25 protein-coding genes and 3 tRNA genes are annotated in these 24,389 nt (G+C 64.2%); 18 read left to right on the forward strand and 10 right to left on the reverse strand.

Annotated features, from left to right (window positions below; genetic code table 11):
* Positions 1-8: 8 nt before the first annotated feature.
* The 4 genes from JaAD80_RS20105 to JaAD80_RS20120 all read left to right on the forward strand — a co-directional run bounded on the left by JaAD80_RS20105 (position 9) and on the right by JaAD80_RS20120 (position 2,357).
* A complete protein-coding gene (locus tag JaAD80_RS20105) occupies positions 9-554 on the forward strand; it encodes a phosphoribosyltransferase (protein WP_092795180.1) in 546 nt (181 codons plus the stop codon).
* A 68-nt stretch (positions 555-622) separates the two neighbouring features.
* Positions 623-1,132, forward strand: a complete 510-nt coding sequence (locus JaAD80_RS20110) for a GNAT family N-acetyltransferase (protein WP_102296638.1) — start codon at positions 623-625, stop codon at positions 1,130-1,132.
* Positions 1,129-2,055 carry a WD40 repeat domain-containing protein gene (locus JaAD80_RS20115; protein WP_102296640.1) on the forward strand — a complete coding sequence of 309 codons (927 nt, stop codon included), beginning with the start codon at positions 1,129-1,131 and terminating at the stop codon, positions 2,053-2,055. Before JaAD80_RS20110 ends, JaAD80_RS20115 begins: the two co-directional genes overlap by 4 nt.
* Positions 2,052-2,357 carry an NIPSNAP family protein gene (locus tag JaAD80_RS20120; protein WP_102296641.1) on the forward strand — a complete coding sequence of 102 codons (306 nt, stop codon included), beginning with the start codon at positions 2,052-2,054 and terminating at the stop codon, positions 2,355-2,357. Before JaAD80_RS20115 ends, JaAD80_RS20120 begins: the two co-directional genes overlap by 4 nt.
* Positions 2,358-2,363: 6 nt before the next feature.
* On the opposite strand, the gene JaAD80_RS20125 is transcribed toward JaAD80_RS20120, so the two are convergent.
* From JaAD80_RS20125 to JaAD80_RS20145, 5 genes are all read right to left on the reverse strand, one after another.
* A complete protein-coding gene (locus tag JaAD80_RS20125; protein WP_102296643.1) occupies positions 2,364-3,023 on the reverse strand; it encodes a glutathione S-transferase family protein in 660 nt (219 codons plus the stop codon).
* A gap of 115 nt (positions 3,024-3,138) precedes the next feature.
* Positions 3,139-4,575: a hypothetical protein gene (locus JaAD80_RS20130; RefSeq protein WP_102296645.1), complete on the reverse strand. Its 1,437-nt coding sequence runs from the start codon at positions 4,573-4,575 to the stop codon at positions 3,139-3,141.
* A gap of 70 nt (positions 4,576-4,645) precedes the next feature.
* Positions 4,646-5,104 carry a hypothetical protein gene (locus JaAD80_RS20135; protein ID WP_146012446.1) on the reverse strand — a complete coding sequence of 153 codons (459 nt, stop codon included), beginning with the start codon at positions 5,102-5,104 and terminating at the stop codon, positions 4,646-4,648.
* 277 nt (positions 5,105-5,381) lie between these two features.
* Positions 5,382-6,443 (reverse strand): AI-2E family transporter, encoded by a 1,062-nt coding sequence (locus tag JaAD80_RS20140; RefSeq protein WP_102296649.1) that lies wholly within the window; start codon positions 6,441-6,443, stop codon positions 5,382-5,384.
* Positions 6,444-6,646: 203 nt separating this feature from the next.
* The gene (locus JaAD80_RS20145) at positions 6,647-7,408 is read right to left on the reverse strand and encodes a hypothetical protein (protein ID WP_102296650.1); all 762 of its coding nucleotides are present in this window, start codon (positions 7,406-7,408) and stop codon (positions 6,647-6,649) included.
* A gap of 166 nt (positions 7,409-7,574) precedes the next feature.
* Between JaAD80_RS20145 and JaAD80_RS20150 the strand changes: the two genes are divergently transcribed.
* Positions 7,575-8,201 (forward strand): flavin reductase family protein, encoded by a 627-nt coding sequence (locus JaAD80_RS20150; RefSeq protein WP_102296652.1) that lies wholly within the window; start codon positions 7,575-7,577, stop codon positions 8,199-8,201.
* A 9-nt stretch (positions 8,202-8,210) separates the two neighbouring features.
* On the opposite strand, the gene JaAD80_RS20155 is transcribed toward JaAD80_RS20150, so the two are convergent.
* On the reverse strand, positions 8,211-9,023 hold the full coding sequence (locus tag JaAD80_RS20155; RefSeq protein WP_102296654.1) for a FadR/GntR family transcriptional regulator: 813 nt from the start codon (positions 9,021-9,023) through the stop codon (positions 8,211-8,213).
* A 189-nt stretch (positions 9,024-9,212) separates the two neighbouring features.
* On the opposite strand from JaAD80_RS20155, the gene JaAD80_RS20160 reads away from it, so the two are divergent.
* Genes JaAD80_RS20160 through denD form a run of 6 tightly spaced genes read left to right on the forward strand, consistent with a single transcriptional unit; the run spans position 9,213 to position 15,202 of the window.
* Entirely contained in the window at positions 9,213-10,541 is a 1,329-nt protein-coding gene (locus JaAD80_RS20160) for an MFS transporter (RefSeq protein ID WP_102296656.1), read from the forward strand.
* 14 nt (positions 10,542-10,555) lie between these two features.
* Entirely contained in the window at positions 10,556-11,479 is a 924-nt protein-coding gene (gene ltnD, locus JaAD80_RS20165; RefSeq protein WP_102296658.1) for an L-threonate dehydrogenase, read from the forward strand.
* A complete protein-coding gene (gene otnK, locus JaAD80_RS20170; protein ID WP_180979501.1) occupies positions 11,476-12,777 on the forward strand; it encodes a 3-oxo-tetronate kinase in 1,302 nt (433 codons plus the stop codon). The genes ltnD and otnK overlap by 4 nt, the downstream gene beginning before the upstream one ends.
* A complete protein-coding gene (gene otnC, locus JaAD80_RS20175) occupies positions 12,774-13,418 on the forward strand; it encodes a 3-oxo-tetronate 4-phosphate decarboxylase (protein WP_102296662.1) in 645 nt (214 codons plus the stop codon). The genes otnK and otnC overlap by 4 nt, the downstream gene beginning before the upstream one ends.
* 18 nt (positions 13,419-13,436) lie before the next feature.
* Positions 13,437-14,228, forward strand: a complete 792-nt coding sequence (gene otnI, locus JaAD80_RS20180) for a 2-oxo-tetronate isomerase (RefSeq protein ID WP_102296664.1) — start codon at positions 13,437-13,439, stop codon at positions 14,226-14,228.
* 2 nt (positions 14,229-14,230) lie between these two features.
* Complete coding sequence (gene denD, locus JaAD80_RS20185; protein ID WP_102296667.1) at positions 14,231-15,202, forward strand: D-erythronate dehydrogenase; 972 nt, start codon at positions 14,231-14,233, stop codon at positions 15,200-15,202.
* 583 nt (positions 15,203-15,785) lie between these two features.
* Here the strand turns inward: denD and uvrB are convergent.
* Entirely contained in the window at positions 15,786-17,873 is a 2,088-nt protein-coding gene (uvrB, locus tag JaAD80_RS20190; RefSeq protein ID WP_102296668.1) for an excinuclease ABC subunit UvrB, read from the reverse strand.
* A 111-nt stretch (positions 17,874-17,984) separates the two neighbouring features.
* Between uvrB and JaAD80_RS20195 the strand changes: the two genes are divergently transcribed.
* The 6 genes from JaAD80_RS20195 (at position 17,985) to JaAD80_RS20220 (ending at position 21,219) form a co-directional block, all read left to right on the forward strand.
* On the forward strand, positions 17,985-19,199 hold the full coding sequence (locus tag JaAD80_RS20195; protein ID WP_180979502.1) for an amino acid aminotransferase: 1,215 nt from the start codon (positions 17,985-17,987) through the stop codon (positions 19,197-19,199).
* A gap of 131 nt (positions 19,200-19,330) precedes the next feature.
* Positions 19,331-19,406 (forward strand) — tRNA-Asn (locus JaAD80_RS20200).
* Positions 19,407-19,539: 133 nt separating this feature from the next.
* Positions 19,540-19,615 (forward strand) — tRNA-Asn (locus JaAD80_RS20205).
* Positions 19,616-19,757: 142 nt separating this feature from the next.
* Positions 19,758-20,066, forward strand: a complete 309-nt coding sequence (locus tag JaAD80_RS20210; RefSeq protein ID WP_258003100.1) for a Dabb family protein — start codon at positions 19,758-19,760, stop codon at positions 20,064-20,066.
* A 92-nt stretch (positions 20,067-20,158) separates the two neighbouring features.
* A tRNA-Asn gene (locus JaAD80_RS20215) sits at positions 20,159-20,234 on the forward strand.
* Between the two features lie 364 nt (positions 20,235-20,598).
* Complete coding sequence (locus JaAD80_RS20220; protein ID WP_146012447.1) at positions 20,599-21,219, forward strand: choice-of-anchor C family PEP-CTERM protein; 621 nt, start codon at positions 20,599-20,601, stop codon at positions 21,217-21,219.
* A 123-nt stretch (positions 21,220-21,342) separates the two neighbouring features.
* Here the strand turns inward: JaAD80_RS20220 and JaAD80_RS20225 are convergent, their stop codons facing one another.
* From JaAD80_RS20225 to JaAD80_RS20235, 3 genes are read right to left on the reverse strand one after another with little or no spacing between them, the layout of a single operon-like run.
* A complete protein-coding gene (locus JaAD80_RS20225; protein WP_102296676.1) occupies positions 21,343-22,353 on the reverse strand; it encodes a hypothetical protein in 1,011 nt (336 codons plus the stop codon).
* Complete coding sequence (locus JaAD80_RS20230) at positions 22,350-23,069, reverse strand: aspartyl/asparaginyl beta-hydroxylase domain-containing protein (RefSeq protein ID WP_102296679.1); 720 nt, start codon at positions 23,067-23,069, stop codon at positions 22,350-22,352. Before JaAD80_RS20230 ends, JaAD80_RS20225 begins: the two co-directional genes overlap by 4 nt.
* Positions 23,069-23,575, reverse strand: coding sequence for a GNAT family N-acetyltransferase (locus JaAD80_RS20235; protein ID WP_102296681.1), 507 nt, complete (start codon positions 23,573-23,575; stop codon positions 23,069-23,071). The genes JaAD80_RS20230 and JaAD80_RS20235 overlap by 1 nt, the downstream gene beginning before the upstream one ends.
* Before the next feature lie 142 nt (positions 23,576-23,717).
* On the opposite strand from JaAD80_RS20235, the gene JaAD80_RS20240 reads away from it, so the two are divergent.
* Positions 23,718-24,389, forward strand: a 672-nt coding sequence (locus tag JaAD80_RS20240; RefSeq protein WP_219726857.1) for a hypothetical protein, incomplete at its 3' end; no start/stop codon positions are given.

Here is a 24,389-nt window from a genome sequence, read left to right on the forward strand (position 1 = left end):
CCACTATCATGACTACCCCACAATCGAACGATCAACATCTCTGGGTCAACTGGGAAGAGTACCACCGCCTGATCGAGCGCCTCGCGCTCAAGGTCCACGAATCGGGCTGGAAATTTGACCAGGTATTGTGCCTGGCGCGCGGCGGCGTGCGCCCTGGCGACGTCTTCTCGCGCATTTTTGATTTGCCGCTGGCCATCCTGTCGACCAGCTCCTACCGCGAAGACAAGGGCACCACCCAGGGCGACCTGGATATCGCCAAGTACATGACCATGACCAAGGGCCCGCTGGCCGGCCGCATCCTGCTGGTCGACGACCTGGCCGATTCGGGCGTCACGCTGGATAAAGTCACGCGTCACCTGAAAGACAACTTCCCGGGCGTGACCGAAGTCAAATCGGCCGTGATCTGGCTGAAGGGCTGCTCCGTCGTGCGTCCGGACTACTTCCTCGACGAGCTGCCACACAACCCGTGGATCCACCAGCCATTCGAAGATTACGACGGCCTGCGTCCGCACCAGCTGGCGGCGTGGATCAAGAAGGGCGAGTCGAGCAAGTAATCACTGCTTGCGTGTTGGCGAAAAAAAGACGATCGTGTATCGTCTTTTTTTTCGTCCAAGGAAATGCCATGACTATCCTGCACACGGCGCGCCTGCGCCTCGAACCCGTCACCGAGAAGCATTACGACGCCATGCACGCCATGAACTCGGATACCGAAGTGATGACCTACCTTAACGCGGGCCAGCCGGAGACGGAAGAGCATACGCGCGCCGCCGTTGCCCGCATCATGGGACGCTGGGCCGAGTGGGGATATTCGTGGTGGGCCCTGATGCGCACTGAAGACGAGGTGCTGGTAGGACTGGCCTGCCTGCAGCATATCGGCGGCGACAAGACGCAGCCGCACGAAATCGGCTGGCGCCTGGCGCGGGCTGGCTGGGGCAAGGGCTATGCGAGCGAGGCGGCCAATGCCATCGTCGCGCATGCGTTCGACGTCGTCGGCGCACCCGAAGTGGTGGCCGTGGCGCACCCGGACAACGCCGCCTCGATCAAGGTCATGACGCGCCTGGGCATGCAGTACGTGGGCATGGAGCGCCACTACGACATCGACAGCGTGGTGTACCGCCTGGCGCGTCCATGACGGCAAGCGCGAAGCCCCTCAAGCTGGGCTGCAGCTACAGCGTGCAGTTTTCACCGGATGGCACGCGCCTGGCCGTGCTGGGGCGCGACCTGGTCGTGTGGGACGTGGCTACGCGCCAGAAAGTATGGCGCGGCAAATTCATCGCCCACTGTTCCAGCATGGCGTTCTCGCCCGACGGCGCCCGCCTGGCCATCAAGAGCACGACGGGCCAGATGGCCGTGGTGGATGGGCTCTCGGGCCAGCTGCTGCTGAATTTCCAGAACAAGAAGGATGGCGAAGGCTGCGGCCCCGCATGGTCGGCCTGCGGCCGCTATCTTGCGGACGGCGGCTGGGATGGCCGCCTGCGGGTGCGCGATGCGCAGACGGGCCAGGTCTTGAGCATGCAGGAGCATCCGCGCGAGATGCTGCGCGGACTTTGGCTGATCGATGGCGGACGGCGTTTGCTGGTCCTGCATGGCGTCAAATCGGTGGAAGAAGGACAGGTGCAGCCGCCCGACTATTGCAGCGTGTGGGACTGGCCGCCGCAGGCCGATGCCGGCCGCGTGGCGCTGTCGCTGCCCAAGCTGGCATCGTGCGCGCCATCGCCTGACGGCGAGCGCCTGGCCGTGCTGCATTACGCCGGCGGCCAGGAATATCTGTCCGTGCATGCGCTGGACGATGGCCGCCAGCTGGCCAGCGTTCCCGTGGAAGCGGGCGCCGGCACGGGCGACGCCTTGCGCTGGCTGCCCGACGGCAGCGCGCTGGGACGCATCGGCAGGGGCAAGCTGCTGTTCTACGCGTGGCCCGGCCTCGGCGTGCTGGCCGAGCACGCGTTTACCTACCCCTGCGCGCTGGCCTTCCTGCCCGGCACGCCACTGGCCGCCATCGGCTCGTGGGAAACGGGCCTGCTGACGGAATTGAATCCATACAAGGAAAACCCATGATCACCTGCTATCTGCGCTACATCATCGACCCCTATAAACTGCAGGAATTCGAAGCCTACGGCAAGCTGTGGATACCGCTGGTCGAGCGCTTCGGCGGCCGGCACCACGGCTACTTCCTGCCATCGGAAGGCGCCAGCAACGTGGCGCTGGCCATGTTTTCCTTCCCCAGCCTGGCCTTGTACGAACAGTACCGCATCGACTCGCTGCAGGACGCCGAGTGCCAGGCGGCCTTCCGCTACGCCGAGGAGACGCGCTGTATCGTCAGCTACGAGCGCAGTTTCTTCCGTCCCGTGTTTGGCTGATCAGCCTCAATCGCGCTGCGGCGCGCCGAGCGGGAAGAGGTGCCGGTACGGGCGTGCCTCTTCCACCGCGCGGGCGAATGATGGACTGGCCAGCAATCGCGCGCGGTAGGCACGCAGCAGTGGCAGCGTGGCGGGGATCGGCTGCGTCCAGTCCGCATAGAACAGCGCCGGCGCGGCAGCGCAGTCGGCCAGGCTGAAGTGCTCGCCGGCGGCCCACGTCCTGCCGGCCAGGCGCGCTTCCAGCCAGGCATAGGCGAGGGCCAGCTTTTCCGCGGCAAAGGCGCGGCCTGCCAGGGTTTGCGCCGCGTCGCCGCTCAGGGCCGCGTTGACGGCATGCTGCACCGGCGTCATGACGTGCAGATCGCAATAGCGGTCGAGAAAACGCACTTCCAGCGCCTGCAGCGGATCGTCCGGCAGCAGCTGGCGCGGGCCGGGATGGGCCAGTTGCAGGTATTCGATGATGATGCTGGTCTCGGCGACATTGCGCTCGTCGTCGACCAGCAATGGAAACTTGCGCAGCGGCCAGCGCTCCAGCCATTCTTGAAGGTGTCGCGGCATGTCCGGCGCCAGGCAGCGGAAGGTGAACGGCAGGGCGTTCTCGTACAGGGCGATGAGTACCTTCTGCGTGTACGAGGAAAAGGGATGGCCGTAGAGGATGAGGGACACGGTGGGATCTCCTGGGCAAGGCGTGGCAGCACGCGCGTGCTGCCACGATAGATCAATGACGGCCGCCCTGCAAGCGATTCGCGCCGTAGCCGCCCCCCTCCTTGGCCCGCAGAGCCTATCCCAGGCTGGCCAGGTAGCGCAGTCCCGTGATGCTGGGGAAAAAGCAATACACGCCGCCGCGCGTGATGACGCTGCGCGAGAAATGCCGCAGTGTCGTATTGCCGCTGCCCTTGGCGCCCACGCCGGGCAAGGTGAAGGAGCTGGCGGCCGGGTCGTTGATGCCCAGGAACACGTCCTGGCCGCTGATGTTGAGCGTGGCATTGCCCGCCTCGGGACCGGCCGGGCCGACAGCCGATTTGACGAAGGTATCGTCATCGTTCCATTGCTGCATCAGGAATTCGAACTGATTGCGCAGGTTGGCGTTGATGAAATAGCCGACCAGTCCCCGCTGCTCTGCGATGGGTGTCACCGGATCATATTCGCTGCCGTAGGGCATGGCGCGCCGCACGATGCGGTGGTGGCGGGCCGAGGTGCCCACGACGCCTTCGTCGCGCGGATTGTTGCGTCGGATATGCGCGCCGATCGGGCATTTCAGTCCCAGCGTGTCGTCCAGTTCCGGCTGTTTGGCATCGACATAGTGAAAGTGGTTCAGGCTGGCGTCGGGCAGCACGGGGCCAGGCGCGTCCGGCCTGAGCACGAGCGGATTGCCGTTGCGCCAGCGCCCGCACATCTTGGCCGCCACCATTTCGGTGCTGAGGCCGGAACTGGCTGCGGCCTCGCTCAGGATGTTGTCGAACAGGGCCACGTCCTGCTCCAGGATGCGGAAGGCGGCATAGCTGCCATTGGTGGACAGCTGTGGCGGCTGTACCTGATAGGTGCCGCCGTTTTCATTCGGATAGCCGAGCAGGAATTCGCCCGTCTTGACGCTGTTGAGGGGATCAGGTTCGGACTCGTGCTCGTGCTTGCGTGGCGGGGCACCGTCGACATCGGGCTGGGCGATATTGTCGCGGTAGCCGAAGTGCACGCGGTTGCCTGGCAGGGCCACGCCGTCATGCACATACAGTTCGTGCCAGCCGGCGGCAAAGGCGCGGCGCAGTGTGGCCGAGGTCGCCTCCAGCACTTCCACCGATTCACTGACCCACAAGCTCAGCAGTGCATGCACCTGGCCCGCCTCGGTGGCCGCTCCCAGGTTGCCGAGCCAGTGTGCGGGGGCGCTGTCGCCCACGTCGCCCACGGCGGCGACGCTGGCCGGATCGGCCGCGCCGCGCTGGAATGCCTGGTCAAAGGTGGCCAGGTCGACGGGCGCAACGCCCAGCGCAGACAGTCCGGGCGCGGTAAAGCTGAGGTTCAGGAAGCACGGCGGCTTCGGATAGATATGGCGCGCGGTGGTGATCGACGGCAGTCCGTCGCTGCCGTCGAGCAGGGCGGCGATGGTGGCGCGTGCCTGCGCCGCATCCGTGATGCCGAGGATGAAATGGCGCGCCAGGTTGACGCGGTAGCCGCGCAGGATCGTGCCCTGCACGTCGTCGTAATCGATGATGGGATCGGCCATGCTGTCTCTCCGGGGGCTGGGGCTGGCAAGGTGACGGGGCCGCTCGGGCAGCCCCGGCGTGGCGTGCTGCTCAGGTCGAGGCGAGGATCTGCTGGACCGTCTGCGGATAGGCGCTGTACAGGCCCGTGTTGGGCACCTGCTGTGCAGCGTCATTGGCGGTGATGAAGGCTTCGAAAGCGGCCACGTGGTTCGTCACGGGGATCAGCGCCTTGCCGCCGACGACAAACTGCAGCAGCGCGTCGAATACCTCGCCCAGCTGGGCCACGAAATCCTCGATGTAGCCGTTGAAGCTGCCGTCATACTCGGTGATCACGCCGATGACGAGGGTATCGGAAGGCCCTGCCGCGTGAATGCTGGGCAGCAGATTGGCCTGGGCGCGGTCAAACAGGACGAAGCGGGCAAAGTGCACGGTACCGATATCGGTGAGGGCGGCATTGATCTTCGCCTGGTACTCCTGCAGCGCGGCGGCGATGGAGATCGGATTGGTGCCGGGTAGTACCGGCATCATTAAGCACAGTGGATTTGCCATGGCAGGCTCCTCGTTACGTAGTTGTCGGGAGGACCGACACTACGCCGCGGCGCCCACTGCGTCAAAAACTATATTTGCGCTGTTGTTGCTGAAATCGCACCATGGCAACATGATAGTTGCCGCGAAAAGCGGTCTCATGTGAATAGTTGCCGGGGCTGGCCGGCGCCGGCGGACACTCTGCCGCCAGGCGGCTCCGGCCTGTTTTGGCCGGCACAAGTAACAGTGCCGGCGGCGCCCGATTCCGGCGGATTTTTTTGTCCCTGCGCGGCGGCCGGCGTCAGTCCTCGGCCTGGAATTCGCTGGCTGAGACAAACAGGTCCCACGAGGCGATGAACAGGGCCGCCACCACGGGACCGATGACGAAGCCGTTCAGGCCGAACAGGGCCATGCCGCCCACGGTTGACAGCAGCACCACGTAGTCGGGCATCTTGGTATCCTTGCCCACCAGAACGGGGCGCAGCACGTTGTCGACCAGCCCGATGACGAAGACGCCGAACGCAGCCAGCCCCGCGCCTTGCCAGATGGCGCCGGTGGCCAGGAAGTAGACGGCGACGGGCGCCCAGACGAGGGCAGCGCCGACGGCGGGCAGCAGCGACAGGAAAGCCATCAGCACGGCCCACAGCAGGGGCGCAGGCACGTCGAGGAACCAGAAGGCCAGGCCGCCCAGCGCGCCCTGGGCGATCGCCACCAGGATGTTGCCCTTCACGGTGGCGCGGATCACGGTGGTGAAATTGGTGAACAGGCGCTGCTTGTACTTGCGGCTCAGCGGCACGGCATCGCGGATGCGGGCCGACAGGGTCGAGCCATCGCGCATGAGGAAGAACAGCAGGTACAGCATGATGCACAGGCTGGTAAGGAATTCAAACGTGTACAGGCCCACATTGATGGCTTTGACGGCTACCACCTGGCTGACCTGCTTGGCGCCATCGGCCAGCTTGTCCTGCAGGCTCGCCAGGCTGGACAGGTTGAAGCGTTCGAGCAGGTTGATCAGCCATTGCGGCAGCACGGCCATGATCTTGTTGAAGAACATGCCGACCGTGATTTCGCCCGAGCGCACCATCTCCACCACGCCCGCCGCCTGGTTCACCAGCGACACGGAAATGAGCGACAGGGGCAGGATGACGATGACGATGATGAGCAGCAAGGTCAGCAGCGAAGCGAGGCCCGCGCGTCCTTTGGTCTTGCGCAGCAGCCAGCGGTAGACGGGCGCAAACAGGATTGCCAGCACCACGCCCCAGAAGATGGCGCCCGCATACGGCGCCAGTATCCAGCCGAAGCCGATGGTGACGATGCTCAGCAGGAGCAGGAACACTTTCTGGTGCAGCGTAAGGGTAGGCATGGCGGTAGCGGAATGATAATGGTTGAGTTGCTCCATCATAAGCGAGGCCCGGGGATGGGGGCTACACAAATGTGGCCTTGCGTGCGGCATGCCACATGTGCCAGGCAAAGGCGGCGTTGCAAAAAATGCGCCAATCCAGATGCGCAGGCGCTGGGACAAACATGTCCACGCGAAGGTGCTGCATTGCCGCTGTGTTAACCGCGTTAAAACCGGATGGGGCAAGGCGCCGCCGTCCCTTCGCCAAAACCGGCGTAGCCGGATCGCGCGCTGAGGTTCAGCGACATGCTGCCCTTGTCCGGCAAATAGATGCAGTATTCGCCGGTCGCCGTGATGACGCGGTAGATGCGCTTGGGGTCGTTCGGCGCGCTCCACAATTCGATGCGGGCCGCTTCGAACCACTTCGGCTTGACCGCCGCATGCGCTTGCGCGAAGCCTTTCGCCAGGCGCGTCTGCGCCGTATCGGGCGGCGCCACGAACTCCTGCGGATGCTCGGCGCGCAACTGGCGGTCGATGGCGCCGGCGGACAGCAAGGCCCGCTGCGCCAGCGACCCGGAGGGCGTCTTTGGCGCAGCAGGCGCCGCTTCGGCCAGCCAGTCAACGTCTGGTGGCTTGGTTTGCGTCGATGCTTGCGCCGATGCCGGCGGCACGGGGGACGCCGCATCCTTTGGGGGCGACACGTTCGGCGCACCGGCGGGGCGGGCCGGCAGGCGGTGCATGGTGACAGGCGGTGGCGCGCGCCTGATGGGAGGAATGTATTTGCTTGCCGGCGGCAATGCCGGTATCAATTGCAGCCAGACCCGGTCGTCGTGCTCCAGTCCCCTGTGTACCGGCCGCGTTGCGGCCCAGAACAGTGCCAGGTGCAGCACGACAATCGCGGCAATGGTGCGGCCCTGTGGCCGCCGGCCGAGAGAAAAAGCATGCTTTTGTAGTGCAAGGTCGCTGCGCATCTGTTCCACGCTTGCCATGATGAAGGTGATCCCAGTATGCAAATTTACAACAGCGCTGTAAACAGCTTTCGGCTAGAGCGCGGATGACGCCACCCTGGGTACCGGAAAGCGCGCCCGTGCGGTGATTTTGGTAAGCTGTCATTCCAGGCGCCCATCCCCGGCGCCGTTCACTTCAGGAATCCGCGTGGCCGAGCCTATCCATTTTTACGAACCTGCGCTGGGCCATGGCTTGCCGCACGATCCCTTCAACGCCATCGTCGGGCCGCGGCCCATCGGCTGGATCGCCACCCGCAGCGGCGGGGGCGTGCTCAACCTGGCGCCGTACAGCTTTTTCAACGCCTTCAATTACACGCCGCCGCTGATCGGTTTTTCCAGCATCGGCCGCAAGGACACCTTGCGCAATATCGAAGAAACGGGCGAATTCGTGTGGAACCTGGCCACGCGTCCGCTGGCCGACGCCATGAACGCCAGCTGCGCGCCGGCGCCGCCCGAGGTCGATGAATTCGCGCTGGCCGGCCTGACGCCGGCCGCTTCGCGCATCGTCAAGGTGCCGAGGGTGGCGGAAAGCCCCGTGTCCTTCGAATGCCGGCGCACGCAGATCATCGAACTGCAGGGTGCGAACGGCGACGGCGTCGGCAGCTGGCTGGTGCTCGGTGAAGTGGTGGGCGTGCATATCGCGCGCCATCTGCTGACCGAGGGCGTGTATGACACGGCGGCCGCCGCGCCGATATTACGTGGCGGCGGGCCGGCCGATTATTTCGAGATCGGCCCGGACAGCCTGTTCCACATGCGCCGGCCCGGCTATCCCTGAACCCGCGCGTTATTTCTGCATGATGGGATCGCGTCCCAGGGTGCGCGCCAGCGCGCCGCCGTCGCCGCGCCAGAATTCGCGGTCGGCCAGGCGCACCCGCTCGGCCGCGTGCTGCATGTGTTCCATGGCCGCCTGGCGCGCCAGCTGCGGGTCGCCGGCGGCGATGGCTTGCACGATCTTTTCATGTTCGCGCCGCACCTCGATGGAAAAGTCCGTGCGCCGCGCTTCGTTCGCGCGCGTCACCTTGACGGCCGAGCGGATCGGGTCGGCGAACATGGCGACGAATTTCGGCCAGTAGGGATTGCCCGTCGCTTCGGCGATGCACAGGTGCAGGCGCACGTCTTCTTCCACGCCGTCGACGCCCGCCGCCACGGCTTCCTCGATGCGCCGCAGCGCGTGCTCGATGTCGGCCAGCTGGCCCGGCGTGCGGCGCACTGCCGCCAGCGCGGCGATTTCCGCTTCCAGTCCCTGGCGCACCTCGATCAGGTTCAGCAGCGATTGCACCGATTGCTCCGTCAGCGCGTCGCCCCGTTCGCCGGCCTTCGCGCCATCCTGCGCGCAGACGAAGGTGCCGCTGCCCTTGCGCGTGACGAGGATGCCTTCGGCCTGCAGCAGGGCGATGGCTTCGCGCAGCACCGTGCGGCTCACGCCGAAATGTTCGGCCATCGCCTGTTCCGATGGCAGGCGCGTGCCGGCGGCCAGGCCATCGTGCTGGAGCTGCTGGCGCAAGCGGGCCGCTACCCGCGCACCCAGTGTGCCGGTGGTGAAGCTGCCCGCGGCGGGCTCCGGCGCGGGGAGGGTGAAGCTGAACGTGCGGTCCATCGGGTGCATCCTTGCGCTAACGGTTTTCAAATGGCATTACCTGCTTGCCATTATATGGAATATACAGCTTGACACACATAAAACACACACATAATATACATCCATACAAATTTTAGACAAGTTGCCAGCCACCTCCCGTGGACCATAAAAACCCGGCACGGTCGATCCCCCAGCGATCAGGAGACAAGCATGGACGTATCACAATCACTGCCCGGGCAGCCGGCAGGCGCCGCCGCCAGCCAGAAAATCATCGATGACGCCGTCTACCGCAAGGTGACCTGGCGCATCATCCCCTTCCTCATGCTGTGCTACATCGTCGCTTACCTCGACCGTGTGAACGTGGGCTTCGCCAAGCTGCAGATGCTGGCCGACCTGCAGTTTTCCGAAACCGTGTATGGCCTGGGCGCCGGCGTGTTCTTCCTCGGTTACTTCCTGTTCGAAGTACCCAGCAATGTGATGCTGCATAAAATCGGCGCGCGCGTGTGGATCGCTCGCATCATGATCACCTGGGCCATCATCTCGGGCGCCTTCATGTTCGTCACCACGCCGACCATGTTCTACATCATGCGCTTCCTGCTCGGCGTGGCCGAAGCGGGCTTCTTCCCCGGCATCATCCTGTACCTGACCTACTGGTATCCGTCCGAGCGCCGCGCACGCATGGTCTGCACCTTCATGGCGGCCATTCCCGTGGCGGGCCTGATCGGCGGCCCGCTGTCGGGCTGGATCATGGAAACCTTCGCCGGCGTGCATGGTTATGCGGGCTGGCAGTGGATGTTCGTGCTCGAAGCCATCCCCGCCGTGATCATGGGCGTGGCCGTGCTGCTGTACCTCGATAACAGCATCCGCGCCGCCAAGTGGCTGACGGAAGACGAAAAAGTCATCCTCGAGCAGCGCATCGCCACGGAAGCGAAGGGCAAGGTGTCGCACCCGTCGATCCGCGCCATGTTCGCCGATCCGCGCATCTGGGTCATGGCCCTGATTTATTTCTGCTGCGTGATGGGCCAGTATTCGCTGACGTTCTGGCTGCCCAGCCTGATCAAGGCGGCTGGCGTGACGGGCGTGCTCAATATCGGTTTGTTTACCGCGATTCCCTATTCGTTTGCCGTGGCCACGATGATTTTGCTGGGCCGCAGTTCGGATAAATACCGCGAACGCCGCTGGCACATGGCCATCCCGCTGGTCATCGGCGCCGCCGCCATCGTCTGCAGCGCGCTGGCCGGCGCCCATAACACGGGCTGGGCCATCTTCTTCCTGACGATCGCCGCCGGCGGCATCCTGGCTGCCTCGCCCATGTTCTGGAGCTTGCCGACGGCCTTCCTCGGTGGCGTCTCCGCCGCCGCCGGTATCGCCGCCATCAATTCGGTGGGCAACCTGGCCGGCTTCGCGGCGCCATACATGATCGGCTCGATCAAGGATTTGACGCAGTCGACCGACATCGCCATCTACCTGCTGGCAGCCATCCTGGTGATCGGCGCCATCATCATCATGCGCGTGCCGGCCAAGCTGGTGAACAAATAAAACTGGAGTAGCAGATGAACGTAGCAATCAAAAAAGTAGGTGTGATCGGCCTGGGTGCCATGGGCATGGGCATCGCCCAATCCCTGCTGCGCAGCGGCTTCGAGGTGCATGCCTGCGACGTGCGTCACGAGACCGTGCAAGCGCTGGCAGACAAGGGCGCCCATGCGGCGCAGTCCCCGGCCGCGCTGGCGGCGCAGGTGCAAGCCTTGCTGATCGTCGTCGTCAACGCACAGCAGACGGAAGCCGTGCTGTTTGGCGAGCAGGGTGCGGCCAGCGCCCTGGCGCCGGGCAGCGTGGTGATTGCCTGCGCCACCGTGGCGCCGGAGTTTGCCGAGGCGCTCGGCACGCGCCTGGCAGGCATGGGGCTGCGCTTCATCGATGCGCCCATTTCCGGCGGCGCGGCCAAGGCGCAAGCCGGCGAGATGTCCGTGATGGCAGCCGGCGCGCCCGAGGCATTCGATGCCTGCGCCGGCATTTTCGACGCCATCTGCGCGAAGTTGTACCGCCTGGGCGAACAGCCGGGGCAGGGCTCGAAAGTCAAGATGATCAACCAGCTGCTGGCCGGGGTGCACATCGCCGCCGCCGCCGAAGCGATGGCGCTGGGCTTGCGCGCCGGCTGCGATCCGGAGGCGCTGTACGAAGTGATTTCAAACAGCGCCGGCAGTTCCTGGATGTTCCAGAATCGGGTGCCGCATATTTTGAAGGGCGACTACACGCCGCTGTCGGCCGTGAATATTTTTGTGAAAGACCTCGGCATCGTGCTCGATTACGCGAAAAAAAGCGTGTTCCCGTTGCCGCTGTCGGCCACGGCGCACCAGATGTTCATGCAGGCGTCGGCAGCAGGTTTTGGCGGCGAGGACGACTCGGCCGTCATCAAGACTTTCCCGGGCATCGACCTGCCGGCGAAAGCATCACTGAATCAAGAGGAACCATCATGACCGTACTACTGGGATGTATCGCCGACGATTTCACGGGTGGCACCGACCTGGCCGGCATGCTGGTCAAGGCCGGCATGCGCACGGTGCAGCTGATCGGCGTGCCGCAAGGTCCGCCGCCGGCCGACGTCGACGCCGTCGTCATCGCACTCAAGTCGCGCACGAATGCACCCGAGGACGCCGTGGCCGAATCGCTGGCGGCCTTGCGCTGGCTGCAGCAGGCCGGATGCAAGCAGTTCTACTTCAAATACTGCTCCACCTTCGATTCCACGCCGCGCGGCAATATCGGCCCCGTGGCCGAGGCGCTGATGCAGGCGCTGGACACGGATTTCACCATCGCCTGCCCGGCATTCCCCGCCAACGGCCGCACCATTTACAAGGGCAACCTGTTTGTCGGCGACGTGCCACTGGCCGAATCAGGCATGCGCGAGCATCCGTTGACGCCGATGACGGATTCAAACCTGGTGCGCGTGCTGCAGCAGCAGGTGCAAGGCAGGGTGGGCCTGGCCGACTACGGCGTGGTGGAGAAGGGCGCCGCCGCCATCGCCCAGCGCTTCACGGACTTGCGCGGCCAGGGCTGCCAGTTTGCCGTCGTCGATGCCGTCTCGAACCGCGACCTGGAAGCCATCGGCGCCGCCTGCGCGGACTTGAAGCTGATCACGGGCGGCTCCGGCATCGCGCTGGGACTGCCGCAGAATTTCCGCCAGCGGGGGCAATTGGCGCCATCGCCCGCCGGCCAGGCGGGACGCCTGCCGCCGCCGGCAGGCCTGTGCGCCGTGATCTCGGGCAGCTGCTCGGTGGCCACGCAGCAGCAGGTGGCGCATTTGCGTGAACTGGTCCCTTCGTTCCACGTCGACCCTCTGCAGCTGGCGGCCGGCGGCGAGGTGGTCGACGCCGTGGTGGAGCAGGCGTTGGCCTGGGCTGGCGCACACCTGGCGCAAGGCCCTGTGCTGATTTATGCCACGGCCACGCCGGATGCCGTGCGCGCCGTGCAGGCGCAGCTGGGCGTGGAGCGGGCCGGCGCGCTCGTCGAGGAAACCCTGGCCGCCATCGCGCAAGGCCTGGTGCGCCTGGGCGTGGGACAGCTGATCGTCGCTGGCGGCGAAACCTCGGGTGCGGTGGTGAAAGCGCTGGGCGTGGCGGGCTTGCGCATCGGCCCCGAGATCGACCCTGGCGTGCCGTGGACGCAAGCCTTGCCTGCATTGGGTGACGATGGCGCGGCGCCGCTGGCGCTGGCGCTCAAGTCCGGCAATTTCGGCACGGTCGATTTCTTCAGCAAAGCGTGGCAGGTGCTGGCATGAGCAGCAGCGAATCGCGCCAGCGCGAGCAGATCGTCGACTTCGGCAAGTCGCTGTACGAGCGTGGCCTGACGGCGGGCAGCAGCGGCAACCTGAGCGTGCGCTTGGATGACGGCTGGCTGCTCACGCCGACGAATGCCAGCCTGGGACGGCTCGATCCAGCGCAATTGTCCAAGCTCGATTGGGACGGCAAGCTGATCAGCGGGGCGCCGCCATCAAAAGAGGCGTTCCTGCACCGCGCCATGTACGCGGAGCGGCGCGGCGCGGGCGCCATCGTGCATCTGCACTCGACGCACTCGGCTGCCGTGTCGTGCATGTGCGGCTTGAACCATGACGACTGCATCCCGCCCCTCACGCCCTACTTTGTGATGAAGGTGGGGCGCCTGCCGCTGGTGCCGTATCACCGTCCGGGCGACCCGGCGCTGGCCGGCGCCATCAGCGCCATGGCGCGCAAGCATTCGGCCGTGTTGCTGGCCAATCACGGTCCCGTCGTCTCGGGCAGCAGCCTGGAAGCGGCAGTGTATGCGGCCGAGGAACTGGAAGAGACGGCCAAGCTGTTCCTGCTGCTGCGCGACGTGCCCACGCGCCCGCTCGACGCGGCGCAGATCGCCGACCTGAAACACACATTCAAACTCGACATATAAGAGATCCAGGAGACACGCATGCCCCGCTTTGCCGCCAATCTGACCATGATGTTCAACGAAGTGCCGTTTCCGCAGCGCTTTGCCGCCGCCGCGCAAGCGGGTTTTAAAGGCGTCGAATTCCTTTTTCCGTATGACCACGCGCCGCAGGAAGTGGCCGGCTGGCTGCGCCAGCACGGTTTGACAAATGTGCTGTTCAACCTGCCGCCGGGCGACTGGGCGGCAGGCGAGCGGGGCATCGCCTCGCTGCCCGGCCGCGAAGAAGAATTTCGGCTTGGGGTGGCGCGCGCCATCGACTATGCGCTGGCGCTGGGCACGCCGCGCGTGCACATGATGGCGGGACTGCTGCCCGTCGGTGCCGACGTCAACCTGCACCGCGCCACCTACCTGGCCAACCTGCAGTACGCGGCCAGGGCCGTGGGCCAGCATGGCATCGAACTCTTGATCGAGCCGATCAACGGCCGCGACATGCCGGGCTACTTCCTTGTCACGCAGGCGCAGGGCCACGCGCTGCGCCTGGAGTCGGGCCAGCCCAACGTCAAGGTGCAGATGGATTTTTATCACACGCAGATCGTCGAGGGCGATATCGCCATGACGTTCAGGAACAACTTCGATGGCATCGGCCATGTGCAGATCGCCAGCGTCCCGGCGCGCAATGAACCGGACGATGGCGAAGTCAATTACCCATATCTGTACACCCTGCTGGATGAACTGGGCTACGAGGGCTGGATCGGCTGCGAATACCGTCCGCGCGGGCGCACCGAGGATGGCCTGGGCTGGCTGGCCGCATACCACAACAAACAAGGAGCATGAAAATGAAAGTACTGATTACCGGCGGCGCCGGTTTCCTGGGCCAGCGCCTGGCGCGCCAGTTGCTGGCGCAAGGCCAGCTGACGGACAGCCACGGCCAGGTGCAAACGATACGCGAGCTGGTACTGGTCGACGTGGTGGCCGCGCATGACTTCAACGACGCGCGCGTGGCAGTCGTCACGGGCGACATCGCCGACGGCGCCTTGATGCGCGCCACCATCGACGCGCAGACCACGTCGATCTTCCACCTCGCCGCCATCGTCAGCGGCCAGGCGGAAGCCGATTTCGAGCTGGGCATGCGCATCAACCTCGACGCGTCGCGGCTGCTGCTCGATATCTGCCGCGAACTGGGGCACAAGCCGAAGGTCGTGTTTACCAGTTCCGTGGCCGTGTATGGCGGCAAGCTGCCGGACGTGGTGCAGGATACGACGGCCTTGAACCCGCAGTCGTCGTACGGCGCGCAAAAAGCCATCGGCGAATTGCTGCTCAACGATTACAGCCGGCGCGGCTTTGTCGATGGCCGCGTGCTGCGCCTGCCGACCATCAGCGTGCGCCCGGGCAAACCGAACAAGGCGGCATCGTCGTTCGCTAGCGGCATCATCCGCGAACCGCTGAATGGCGAGGCGGCCGTGTGCCCCGTGTCTACCGATCTGCGTCTGTGGCTGCTGTCGCCGCGCGGCGCCATCGCCTCGCTGATCGCCGGCCACGAACTGGCGGGCGAGGCGTTCGGCGCCAGCCGCACGGTGAACTTGCCGGGCTTGAGCGTGAGCGTGGGCGAGATGATCGCCGCGCTGGAAGCAGTGGCCGGCAGCGAAGTAACAAAGCGCATCAGCTATGCGCCAGACGCCACCATCGAGCGCATCGTCAAGAGCTGGCCCGGCGCCTGGGATACCAGCCGCGCCGAAGCACTGGGCCTGACGGCCGATGCGGATTTCGCCGCCATCATCCGCGCTTACATGGATGACGTGAAGGCATGAAGCCGCGTAGGTCGGATTAGCGGCAAGGCCGCGTAATCCGACCCCACCAGCGCCAACAATGTTGTCGGATTACGGCCCGCAGGGCCTAATCCGACCTACGCATGGCGTGGTATTCATTTTCCAAGGATAGACGCCACACTGTCGGTGCCGGGTGCACCGAACAGTTGCTGCTTGAGGATGTGCAGCTGGTCGCGCACCTGCGCCGCCCCACGCGGATGACGTGAAGGCATGCAGCCGTAGGTCGGATGAGCGGCGGTACGCCGCGTAATCCGACACCATCGCCAGCGCCAACAATGTTGTCGGATTACGCTGGCCTGGCGGCCAGCTAATCCGACCTACGCATGGTTTATTTGCCCAGTATCGATGCCACATTGTCGGTGCCGGGTGCGCCGAACAGCTGCTGCTTGAGGATGTGCAGCTGGTCGCGCACCTGCGCCGCCCCACGCGGATGACGTGAAGGCATGCAGCCACGTAGGTCGGATTAGCAGTGGTACGCCGCGTAATCCGACACCACCGCCAGCGCCAACAATGTTGTCGGATTACGGCCCGCAGGGCCTAATCCGACCTACGCATGGCGTGGTATTCATTTTCCAAGGATGGACGCCACATTGTCGGTGCCGGGGGCGCCGAACAGCTGCTGCTTGAGGATGTGCAGCTGGTCGCGTACTTGCGCCGCTTTTTCGAACTCCAGGTTCTTGGCGTGGTCGACCATCAATTTTTCCAGGCGCTTGATTTCCTTGCTGACCTGTTTCTCGCTCATCGATTCGAACTTCGCCGCTTCCTGCGCCACTTGCAGGGTTTCCCGCGCTTCCTGCGGGCTGTAGACGCCGTCGATCATTTCGCGGATCGATTTTTTGACGCCGATCGGGATGATGTTGTTCGCCGTATTGAAGGCGATCTGCTTGGCGCGGCGGCGTTCCGTCTCGTCGATGGCGCGGCGCATGGAATCGGTGATGCGGTCGCCGTACAAGATCGCCGTGCCGTTCAGGTTACGCGCGGCGCGGCCGATGGTCTGGATCAGGCTGCGCTCGGAACGCAAAAAGCCTTCCTTGTCCGCGTCGAGGATGGCCACCAGCGACACTTCCGGCAAGTCCAGGCCTTCGCGCAGCAAGTTGATCCCCACCAGCACGTCGAAGGTGCCCAGGCGCAGGTCGCGCAGGATTTCCACGCGCTCCACCGTCTCGATATCGCTGTGCAGGTAGCGTACCTTGATGCCGTGGTCGCCCAGGTATTCCGTCAATTGCTCGGACATGCGCTTGGTGAGGGTCGTCACCAGCACGCGCTCGTCCTTCTTGATGCGCTCGACGATTTCCGACATCAGGTCGTCCACCTGGCTGCTGGCCGGGCGCACGATGATCTGCGGGTCGACCAGGCCGGTGGGGCGCACCACCTGCTCGACCACCTGGTCGGAATGCGTCTTTTCGTATTCGGCCGGGGTGGCCGAGACGAACACGGTCTGGCGCATCTTCTGTTCGAATTCCTCGAATTTCAAGGGCCGGTTGTCGAGCGCCGACGGCAGGCGGAAGCCGTAATCGACCAGGTTCGTCTTGCGCGAACGGTCGCCGTTGTACATGGCGCTCAGCTGGCCCGTCAGCACGTGCGATTCGTCGAGGAACATCAGGGCGTCGGGCGGCAGATAGTCGACCAGGGTCGGCGGCGGTTCGCCCGGCAAGGCGCCGGACAGGTGGCGCGAGTAGTTCTCGATGCCTTTCGTAAAACCGATTTCCGCCATCATTTCCAGGTCGAAGCGCGTGCGCTGTTCCAGCCGCTGTTCCTCGATCAGTTTATTTTCTTTGCGGAAGAACTCCAGGCGCTCGCGCAGCTCGTCCTTGATGGTTTCCACGGCGCGCAGCACGGTGGAGCGGGGCGTTACATAGTGCGAACCCGGGTACACGGTGAAGCGGGGAATTTTTTGCCGTACGCGGCCCGTCAGCGGGTCGAACAGCTGGATCGATTCGATCTCGTCGTCGAACATTTCCAGGCGCACGGCCAGCTCCGCATGCTCGGCGGGGAAGATGTCGATGGTATCGCCGCGCACGCGGAAGGTGCCGCGGCCGAAATCGACTTCGTTGCGCGTGTACTGCATCTGGATCAGGCGCGCGATGACGTCGCGCTGGGCGACCCTGTCTTTTACACGCAACGTCAAAATCATCTGGTGATATTCGTTCGGGTTACCGATACCGTAGATGGCCGAGACGGTGGCGACGATGATGACGTCGCGCCGTTCCATCAGCGACTTGGTGCACGACAGGCGCATCTGTTCGATATGCTCGTTGATCGACGAGTCCTTTTCGATGAACAGGTCACGCTGCGGCACGTAGGCTTCCGGCTGGTAGTAGTCGTAGTAGCTGACGAAGTATTCGACCGCATTCTGCGGGAAAAAGTCGCGGAACTCGCTGTACAGCTGCGCCGCCAGGGTCTTGTTCGGGGCGAAGACGATGGCCGGACGGCCCATGCGCGCGATGACGTTGGCCATGGTGTAGGTCTTGCCCGAACCGGTCACGCCGAGCAGGGTCTGGAAGGCCAGGCCATCGGCAATCCCCTCGGATAATTGGGCGATCGCCGTCGGCTGGTCACCGGCCGGAGGGAAGGGCTGGTGCAGCTTGAAGGGGGAGTCCGGGAAAGAGATAATTGCGCTTTCCGCCTCGCTGGCGGTAGATAATTCGGGCATGTGAATCAGACCTTTGTTAGAATAGTGCTCTGCTGGCGGCCCTGGCGTTGTATTTGGGGCGCTGTCTACAACTCCGCTGTGAACCTGCTTCCAATCGAATCCAATCTTATCATGACGAACCCAACTGTTTCTGCCAGTCTGTTTAGCGCCATCGAGATGGCCCCACGCGACCCGATCCTGGGCATCACCGAAGCATTTAACGCGGACCAGAATCCCGCCAAAATCAATCTGGGCGTTGGCGTCTATTATGACGACAACGGCAAGGTGCCTCTGTTAGCTTGCGTACGCAAGGCGGAAGCCATCCTGATCGAACAGGCAGCCCCACGCACCTACTTGCCTATCGAAGGCCTTGCCGCCTACGACAAGGCGGTGCAAGAACTCGTATTTGGCGCCGATAGCGCCGTAATTCAAGAGCGCCGCGCCGTCACCGTGCAAGCCATCGGCGGCACGGGCGCACTGAAGATCGGTGCCGACTTCCTGCAGCGCTTCGCGCCGGGCGCGCAAGTCTACATCAGCGACCCAAGCTGGGAAAACCACCGCGCGCTGTTTGAAAACGCCGGTTTCGTCGTGAATAACTACAGCTACTACGATGCCGCCACCCATGGCGTGAACTTCGACGGCATGCTGGCCAGCCTGAACGCCATGCCAGCCGGCTCCATCGTCGTGCTGCACGCCTGCTGCCACAACCCGACAGGCGCCGACCTGAGCGTGGCCCAGTGGGACCAGATCATCAGCGTGGTGACCTCGCGCGACCTGGTGCCGTTCCTGGACATGGCGTATCAAGGTTTCGCCAACGGCATCGCCGAAGACGGCGCCGTGGTGCGCCGCTTCGCCGACGCGGGCGGTCCGCTGCTGGTGTCGAACTCGTTCTCGAAATCGTTCTCGCTGTACGGCGAGCGCGTGGGCGCCCTGAGCGTCGTCGCCGCCAGCGCCGACGAAGCGGCCCGTTTGCTGTCGCAATTGAAACGTGTCGTGCGCACCAACTACTCGAACCCGCCAGTACACGGCGGCAAGGTCGTCGCCACCGTGCTGGCCACGCCGGAACTGCGCCAGCTGTGGGAAGAGGAACTGGCCGGCATGCGCGTGCGCATCCGCGAAATGCGCAATGCCTTCGTGGAAAAACTGAAAGCCAAGGCGCCAGGCCACGATTTCGAATTCGTGCGCCAGCAGATCGGCATGTTCTCGTACTCCGGTCTGACCAAGGAGCAGGTGGCGTCGCTGCGCGAGCAATCGATCTACGCCGTCGACACGGGCCGCATCTGCGTGGCAGCATTGAATTCGCGCAATATCGACATCGTGATTGACGCGATCGCCAAAGTGCTTTAAGATCTTGCTTCTTCGGCGCTGCATGCAAGTGCGGCGCTGATGGCGGTAGAAAGTCGGCGATGGCCGTGTTTGGCAAGATGGTGTATCAGTCTTGCACATACGGAATAAACGACATATAATATTGCCTCTTTTCCCTGATAGCTCAGTTGGTAGAGCGACGGACTGTTAATCCGCAGGTCCCTGGTTCGAGTCCAGGTCGGGGAGCCAGAATTCGAAAGGCCACGTTGAAAAACGTGGCCTTTTTTGTTTCCTGCTGGCGGTATCGGTGGGAGGCAAGATAAGATTTTCCCTATGGAAATCTAGACAAGTGCAAGTTCGCCCTATATAATACGGCCTCTTTTCCCTGATAGCTCAGTTGGTAGAGCGACGGACTGTTAATCCGCAGGTCCCTGGTTCGAGTCCAGGTCGGGGAGCCAGAATTCGGAAGGCCATGTTGAAAAACATGGCCTTTTTTGTTTTCCGCCCCGGCAACAGTGGTCCGCCGGTGTGTTTCGGTGTTTTGCGTTATCCTGAACGCATCCCGATAGGAGAACTCCCGCCATGACCTGTGCCACTGCCTTGCGCCATATCGTCCTGTGTGACTTTCTTGATGAGCTGACCCCTGCCAGGCATGCCGAACTGGTCTATGAATTTTCGCAGCTAAAACACCGCATTCCCGGGGTGATGCAATTTGAGTGGGGGCCGAATGTCAGCCCGGAAGGCCTCGACGACGGTTTTACGGATTGCTTTACACTTACCTTCGATGGCGCTGCCGCGCGCGATATCTACCTGACGCATCCGGCGCACCTGGCTTTTGTCGAGCTGCTCAAGCCTTGGCTGGGCAGGGTGCTGGTGTTTGATTATCACCCGCAGGAAACTCCTGGCTGAGCGGCGGCGGCAAGCCTGAGGGAAAAATAATCCACATTTTGCAGGGAAGATCTGGACAGTTGAAAAATTGCCCTATAAAATGCGGCCTCTTTTCCCTGATAGCTCAGTTGGTAGAGCGACGGACTGTTAATCCGCAGGTCCCTGGTTCGAGTCCAGGTCGGGGAGCCAGAACATCAGCAGTATTGAAAAGCCCAGCCTTCCCGGTTGGGCTTTTTGCGTTTCAGCGCTGCGTGACTGCGGCTTGGCGCGATGGGCTTCCATTGAGCCGGCATCCGGAAGGCCGTCACAAGCACGGACAGTGGGTGAAGCCAGTAGGCCGATGCCACATCCGCCGCCATTCCTATCCCGCACTTGGCTGCGAGGTGGCGTGAGGCTGGGGTGTGGGGCACAGTTTGCTTGGCGCGCTCATTTGATCTTGAGCAACCATTCTTTGTTAACTTAAAAATATTATTGATTTTTTAATTTTCCAGCCCTAATCTGATCCCTTCAAGAAAAATGAATTTCTTGAATAAAATAAAAGGGATAGTGAATTATGCGTAAGTTGACTGTTTTGGCCGGTGTGGCTGCACTGATTCTGGCAGCGCCTATGGCGCACGCTAACTTGTTGAGCAATGGCGGCTTCGAGTCGAGTACATTTAGCGGACCCTTCACTCAGATAAATAGCGGCGCGCATCTGGGTGCCTGGAGTGTGGATAGCGGCAGCGTCGATCTCATCAATCAATATTGGAAGCATGCGGAAGGCAATTACAGCCTGGACTTGAACGGCAGTTCGGGCGGACGTATTTCGCAGTCCTTCGGCACCGTGATCGGGCAGCAGTACAACGTCAGCTTCAGCCTGGCCGGCAACGCGGAAGGCGGAGGTAGCCTCAAGCTGGTGGATGCTGGCGTCACAGGCGTGCACAGCTTCGCTTTTGACAGCACGGGCCGGTCGCCTGCCAACATGGGCTGGGTCAACGAAGGCTTCAGTTTTATTGCCACCGCTGCCAACAGCACCTTGTACTTCCAGGGTAACAACAAAAACAGCGTGTGGGGTGCTGCACTGGATAACGTATCGGTCACCGCCGTGCCTGAACCGTCGACCTATGCCATGCTGGTCGCCGGCCTGGGCCTGGTGGGCATGATCGCGCGCCGCCGCCGTATGCCACGCGCTTAAGCAACTTTTCCCGGCTGAACGCTCGCCGCTCGGCGCGGCGCAACAGCCGCCACACAAAAGCCCGGTATCGCCACCGGGCTTCTACTTTTTCACGGCGTGCGCTGATGGCGCGCTGATACACGCTCAGTTTCCTATGCGCAAGTCTTCCAGCGCCTGATACCCCGCCCGAAGTTGCGCCGCCATGCCGGGCAAGCCGCTTGCCGTGCGGGGTGGCGCGTCGCCGTGGAATGCCGTGCCGTACTTCGCGTGCACGCCGCCCCGTTCGCGCATCGCTTGCAGCTGCCCGGCCGTCACTGTGATGCGGAGGCGCGGCAGCAGCTGGTCCCATGCCATGTCCGGCAATTGATTGTAGTTAATCAACTGCAGCTGTCCTGCGGCGGCGTGCGGCCGGGCAGCCGCCAACAGGCTGGACAGCACCACGCCCGCATAGCCGTCATGGTCGCCCGGGGCCAGCTGGTGGGCGGGCAGCGGCAGCAGGGCAGGGTGCAGCATGCCTGGGATCATCTGCGGTCCCCGCTGGCGCTGGTGCGAGGCGAGCACGGCTTGTGGTTCGCGGTACAGGAACAGGCAGGGCGTGTCGGGAAACGCCTGGCGCAGCAAGGCCAGGTTGTGGATGTGCCAGCAATCGAACTTGATGAAGCAATGCGTCTCCCCGCCCGTGCGGCGCTGGCCCAATGCCAGCATGGCCTGGCGCAGCAGGGCGATGCTGTCGCCGGCGGGCATGCCATCGTGATGCAGGCGCAGCAGCGAGTCGATCACGGGCGGCTCGGACAGCACCACGCACTGCGGCAAGGTCGCCAGCAATTGCGTCAGCAGGGTCGAGCCGCAGCGCGAGACGTGGAAGATGAAGGCGTCGGGCGCCAGGCCATCGTCGAAGGTGCCGAGGGCCGCCAGCGGCGTGTGGCAGACGCGGCGCTCCTCGTGGGGCTGGCGCGCCAGCGTGTTGACGAAGAACGGCTCGCTGAACGGCAACTGGCCCAGGTCGCGCCAGCACACGGACACCTCGCCCGTCCGCGCGTCGCGCTGTGCAAAGATCGGATACCAGCCGCGCATGTCCATGCCCGCCTGCCAGGGCACGACGGCGCCCTTGGCCAGCAAGCCTTCCTGCTGGGTCAGGCCGTGGCCGGCGCTCATGCCGCGCTGCCGGCCAGCGCCGCCAGTTCGCGCGCCAGGGCCTGGCTGGCAGGCAGGGGGGACAGGCGCAGCTGGGCGATGACGGCCTGCACATTGCCATCGTGGATGCCGGGGTCGCCATACTTGTGCGCCGGCTTCGGCACGAAGCCGGCACGCGCGAACAGCGCTGTCAGCCAGGCATTGGTGACGCAGTCGAGCACCAGGTGGATGCGCGGCGCGGCGCTGCGATTGTGCACGGCGTGCAGGCAGCTGGCATCCATGTACCAGGCGTGTCCGGCCGTGAAATGCACGGCCTCGCCATCAATGCTGAACAGCACCTGGGGCGAGGTATGGATGGGGATGTGCAGGCGCGTCAGGCCATCCGTCAGTGACGTGCCCGCATCGCGGTGCGCGTGGATGACGGCGCCCGGTGCCAGGGCCATCAGGCGCGCGGCGCGCGTCTCGCATGCAAAGCTGGCGATCACTTCGCGCAGGTAGGGGCTGCGCGCCAGGTGCGGCGTGGCGGCATAGGCGGCGCCATCGATGGGCATGATGTGGCGCGCATCGCCGCCGGGGGCGCGCAGCGGCAGGCAGCTCCAGCCGTTTTCATAGGCATCGGTATTGAAATGGCTGATCCAGTCGGCGCCGGCGAACTGGCCGCTTTCTTCCTGCAGGCGCGCCACGTCGAAGGACAGGGGCAGCCGCAGCCAGGTGCTGGGCGCGCCGGGCGCCGGCATCAAGGCGCGCTCCAGACCAGCTGTTCCTGCACCTCGTCTTGCGCCTGCACGCGAAATCCCAGCTGCAGATACAGCTTGCGCGCGCCCGGATTGTTGCGGTTGACGCCCAGGTGGATCTGCAGCTGTTCCGCATCGGCCAGCGCCTGCAGGCCGCGCAGCACGGCGCCGCCCGCGCCCTGGCCCCGCGCCGCCGGCACGATGGCGATATCGACCAGGCGCAGCAATGCATCCCGGCGCTCGATGACGAGCCTGCCGATGGGCGTGTCGCCATGCTGCAGCACCAGATAGGCGGCGTGTGGAAACGCCTGGCGGTAGCCGTGCGACTGCATGCGCCGCTGCATGGCGATCAGCTGTTCGATCATGGCGGGCGGGGCCGGCATCTGGCGCAAGTCGTCGCGCGTGGAACTGTACAGTGCGGCGGCAAAGGCCTCGTCGTCGTCGCGCTGCAGCCGCAATGCATACGGGGCGGGCAGGGCGGTGAGGAAGGGAAACGGCAAGGTAGACATTGATGCTCCGGTTGTGCGTACTTGGTGGATACATGCGGGTGCGCTTGTTTGCTATGCTGCCAATTTTCAAGCGCACTTGCAATCATTTCAAGGAGACAATCATGAATCGTGTGTCCACGCCTGCGAACCTGCGGAGCCGCGCATGACGCCGGCACAAGCGGAACTGGCCAGCATCGCGCAAGCCTTGTGCGATCCGCGGCGTTCGCTGGAGAGCCTGGTCGGCGAGACGGTGCGCTTGCGGCATCTGGTCGAGCAGCATTCCCGCTTGCCGATGGACCGCCAGGACGGTTTGCGCGATGGCGAAAGTTTCCTGCCCAGCGGCTGGGCCATTTCCCCCGTGCAGGCGGGTTTGTGCGCGCGCGAGCCTTACCGCAGCGCCGCCTTCATCCAGGGGCTGGCGCAGGCCGTGCGGCAGCGCCTGCACGCGGCGCGGCCCGTGCGCGTGCTGTACGCGGGCTGCGGTCCGTTCGCCCTGCTGGCCTTGCCGGTGATGGCCGTGCTGGGCGCCCGTCAGGTGCAGTTCGCCATCCTCGACGTGCATGCCGAAACCCTGGCGTATGCGCGCGACCTGATCGGGCAGCTGGGGCTGGACGGCCATGTCAGCGCTGGCATTTGCGCCGACGCGGCCAGCTACCACATCCCCTCGGACGCCTTGCCGGACGTGATCATCAGCGAAACCATGAACACGGCACTGGGCAAGGAGCCGCAGGTGGCCATCCTGCGCAACCTGCACGCGCAGGCGCCCGCGGCGGCGCTGCTGCCGGCGGAAGTGACGGTGCACCTGGGCCTGGAGCGGCGCCAGCCGGGCGAGCCG

This window comes from Janthinobacterium sp. AD80 (assembly GCF_002878455.1).
In the GTDB taxonomy this organism is placed as follows: domain Bacteria; phylum Pseudomonadota; class Gammaproteobacteria; order Burkholderiales; family Burkholderiaceae_D; genus Janthinobacterium.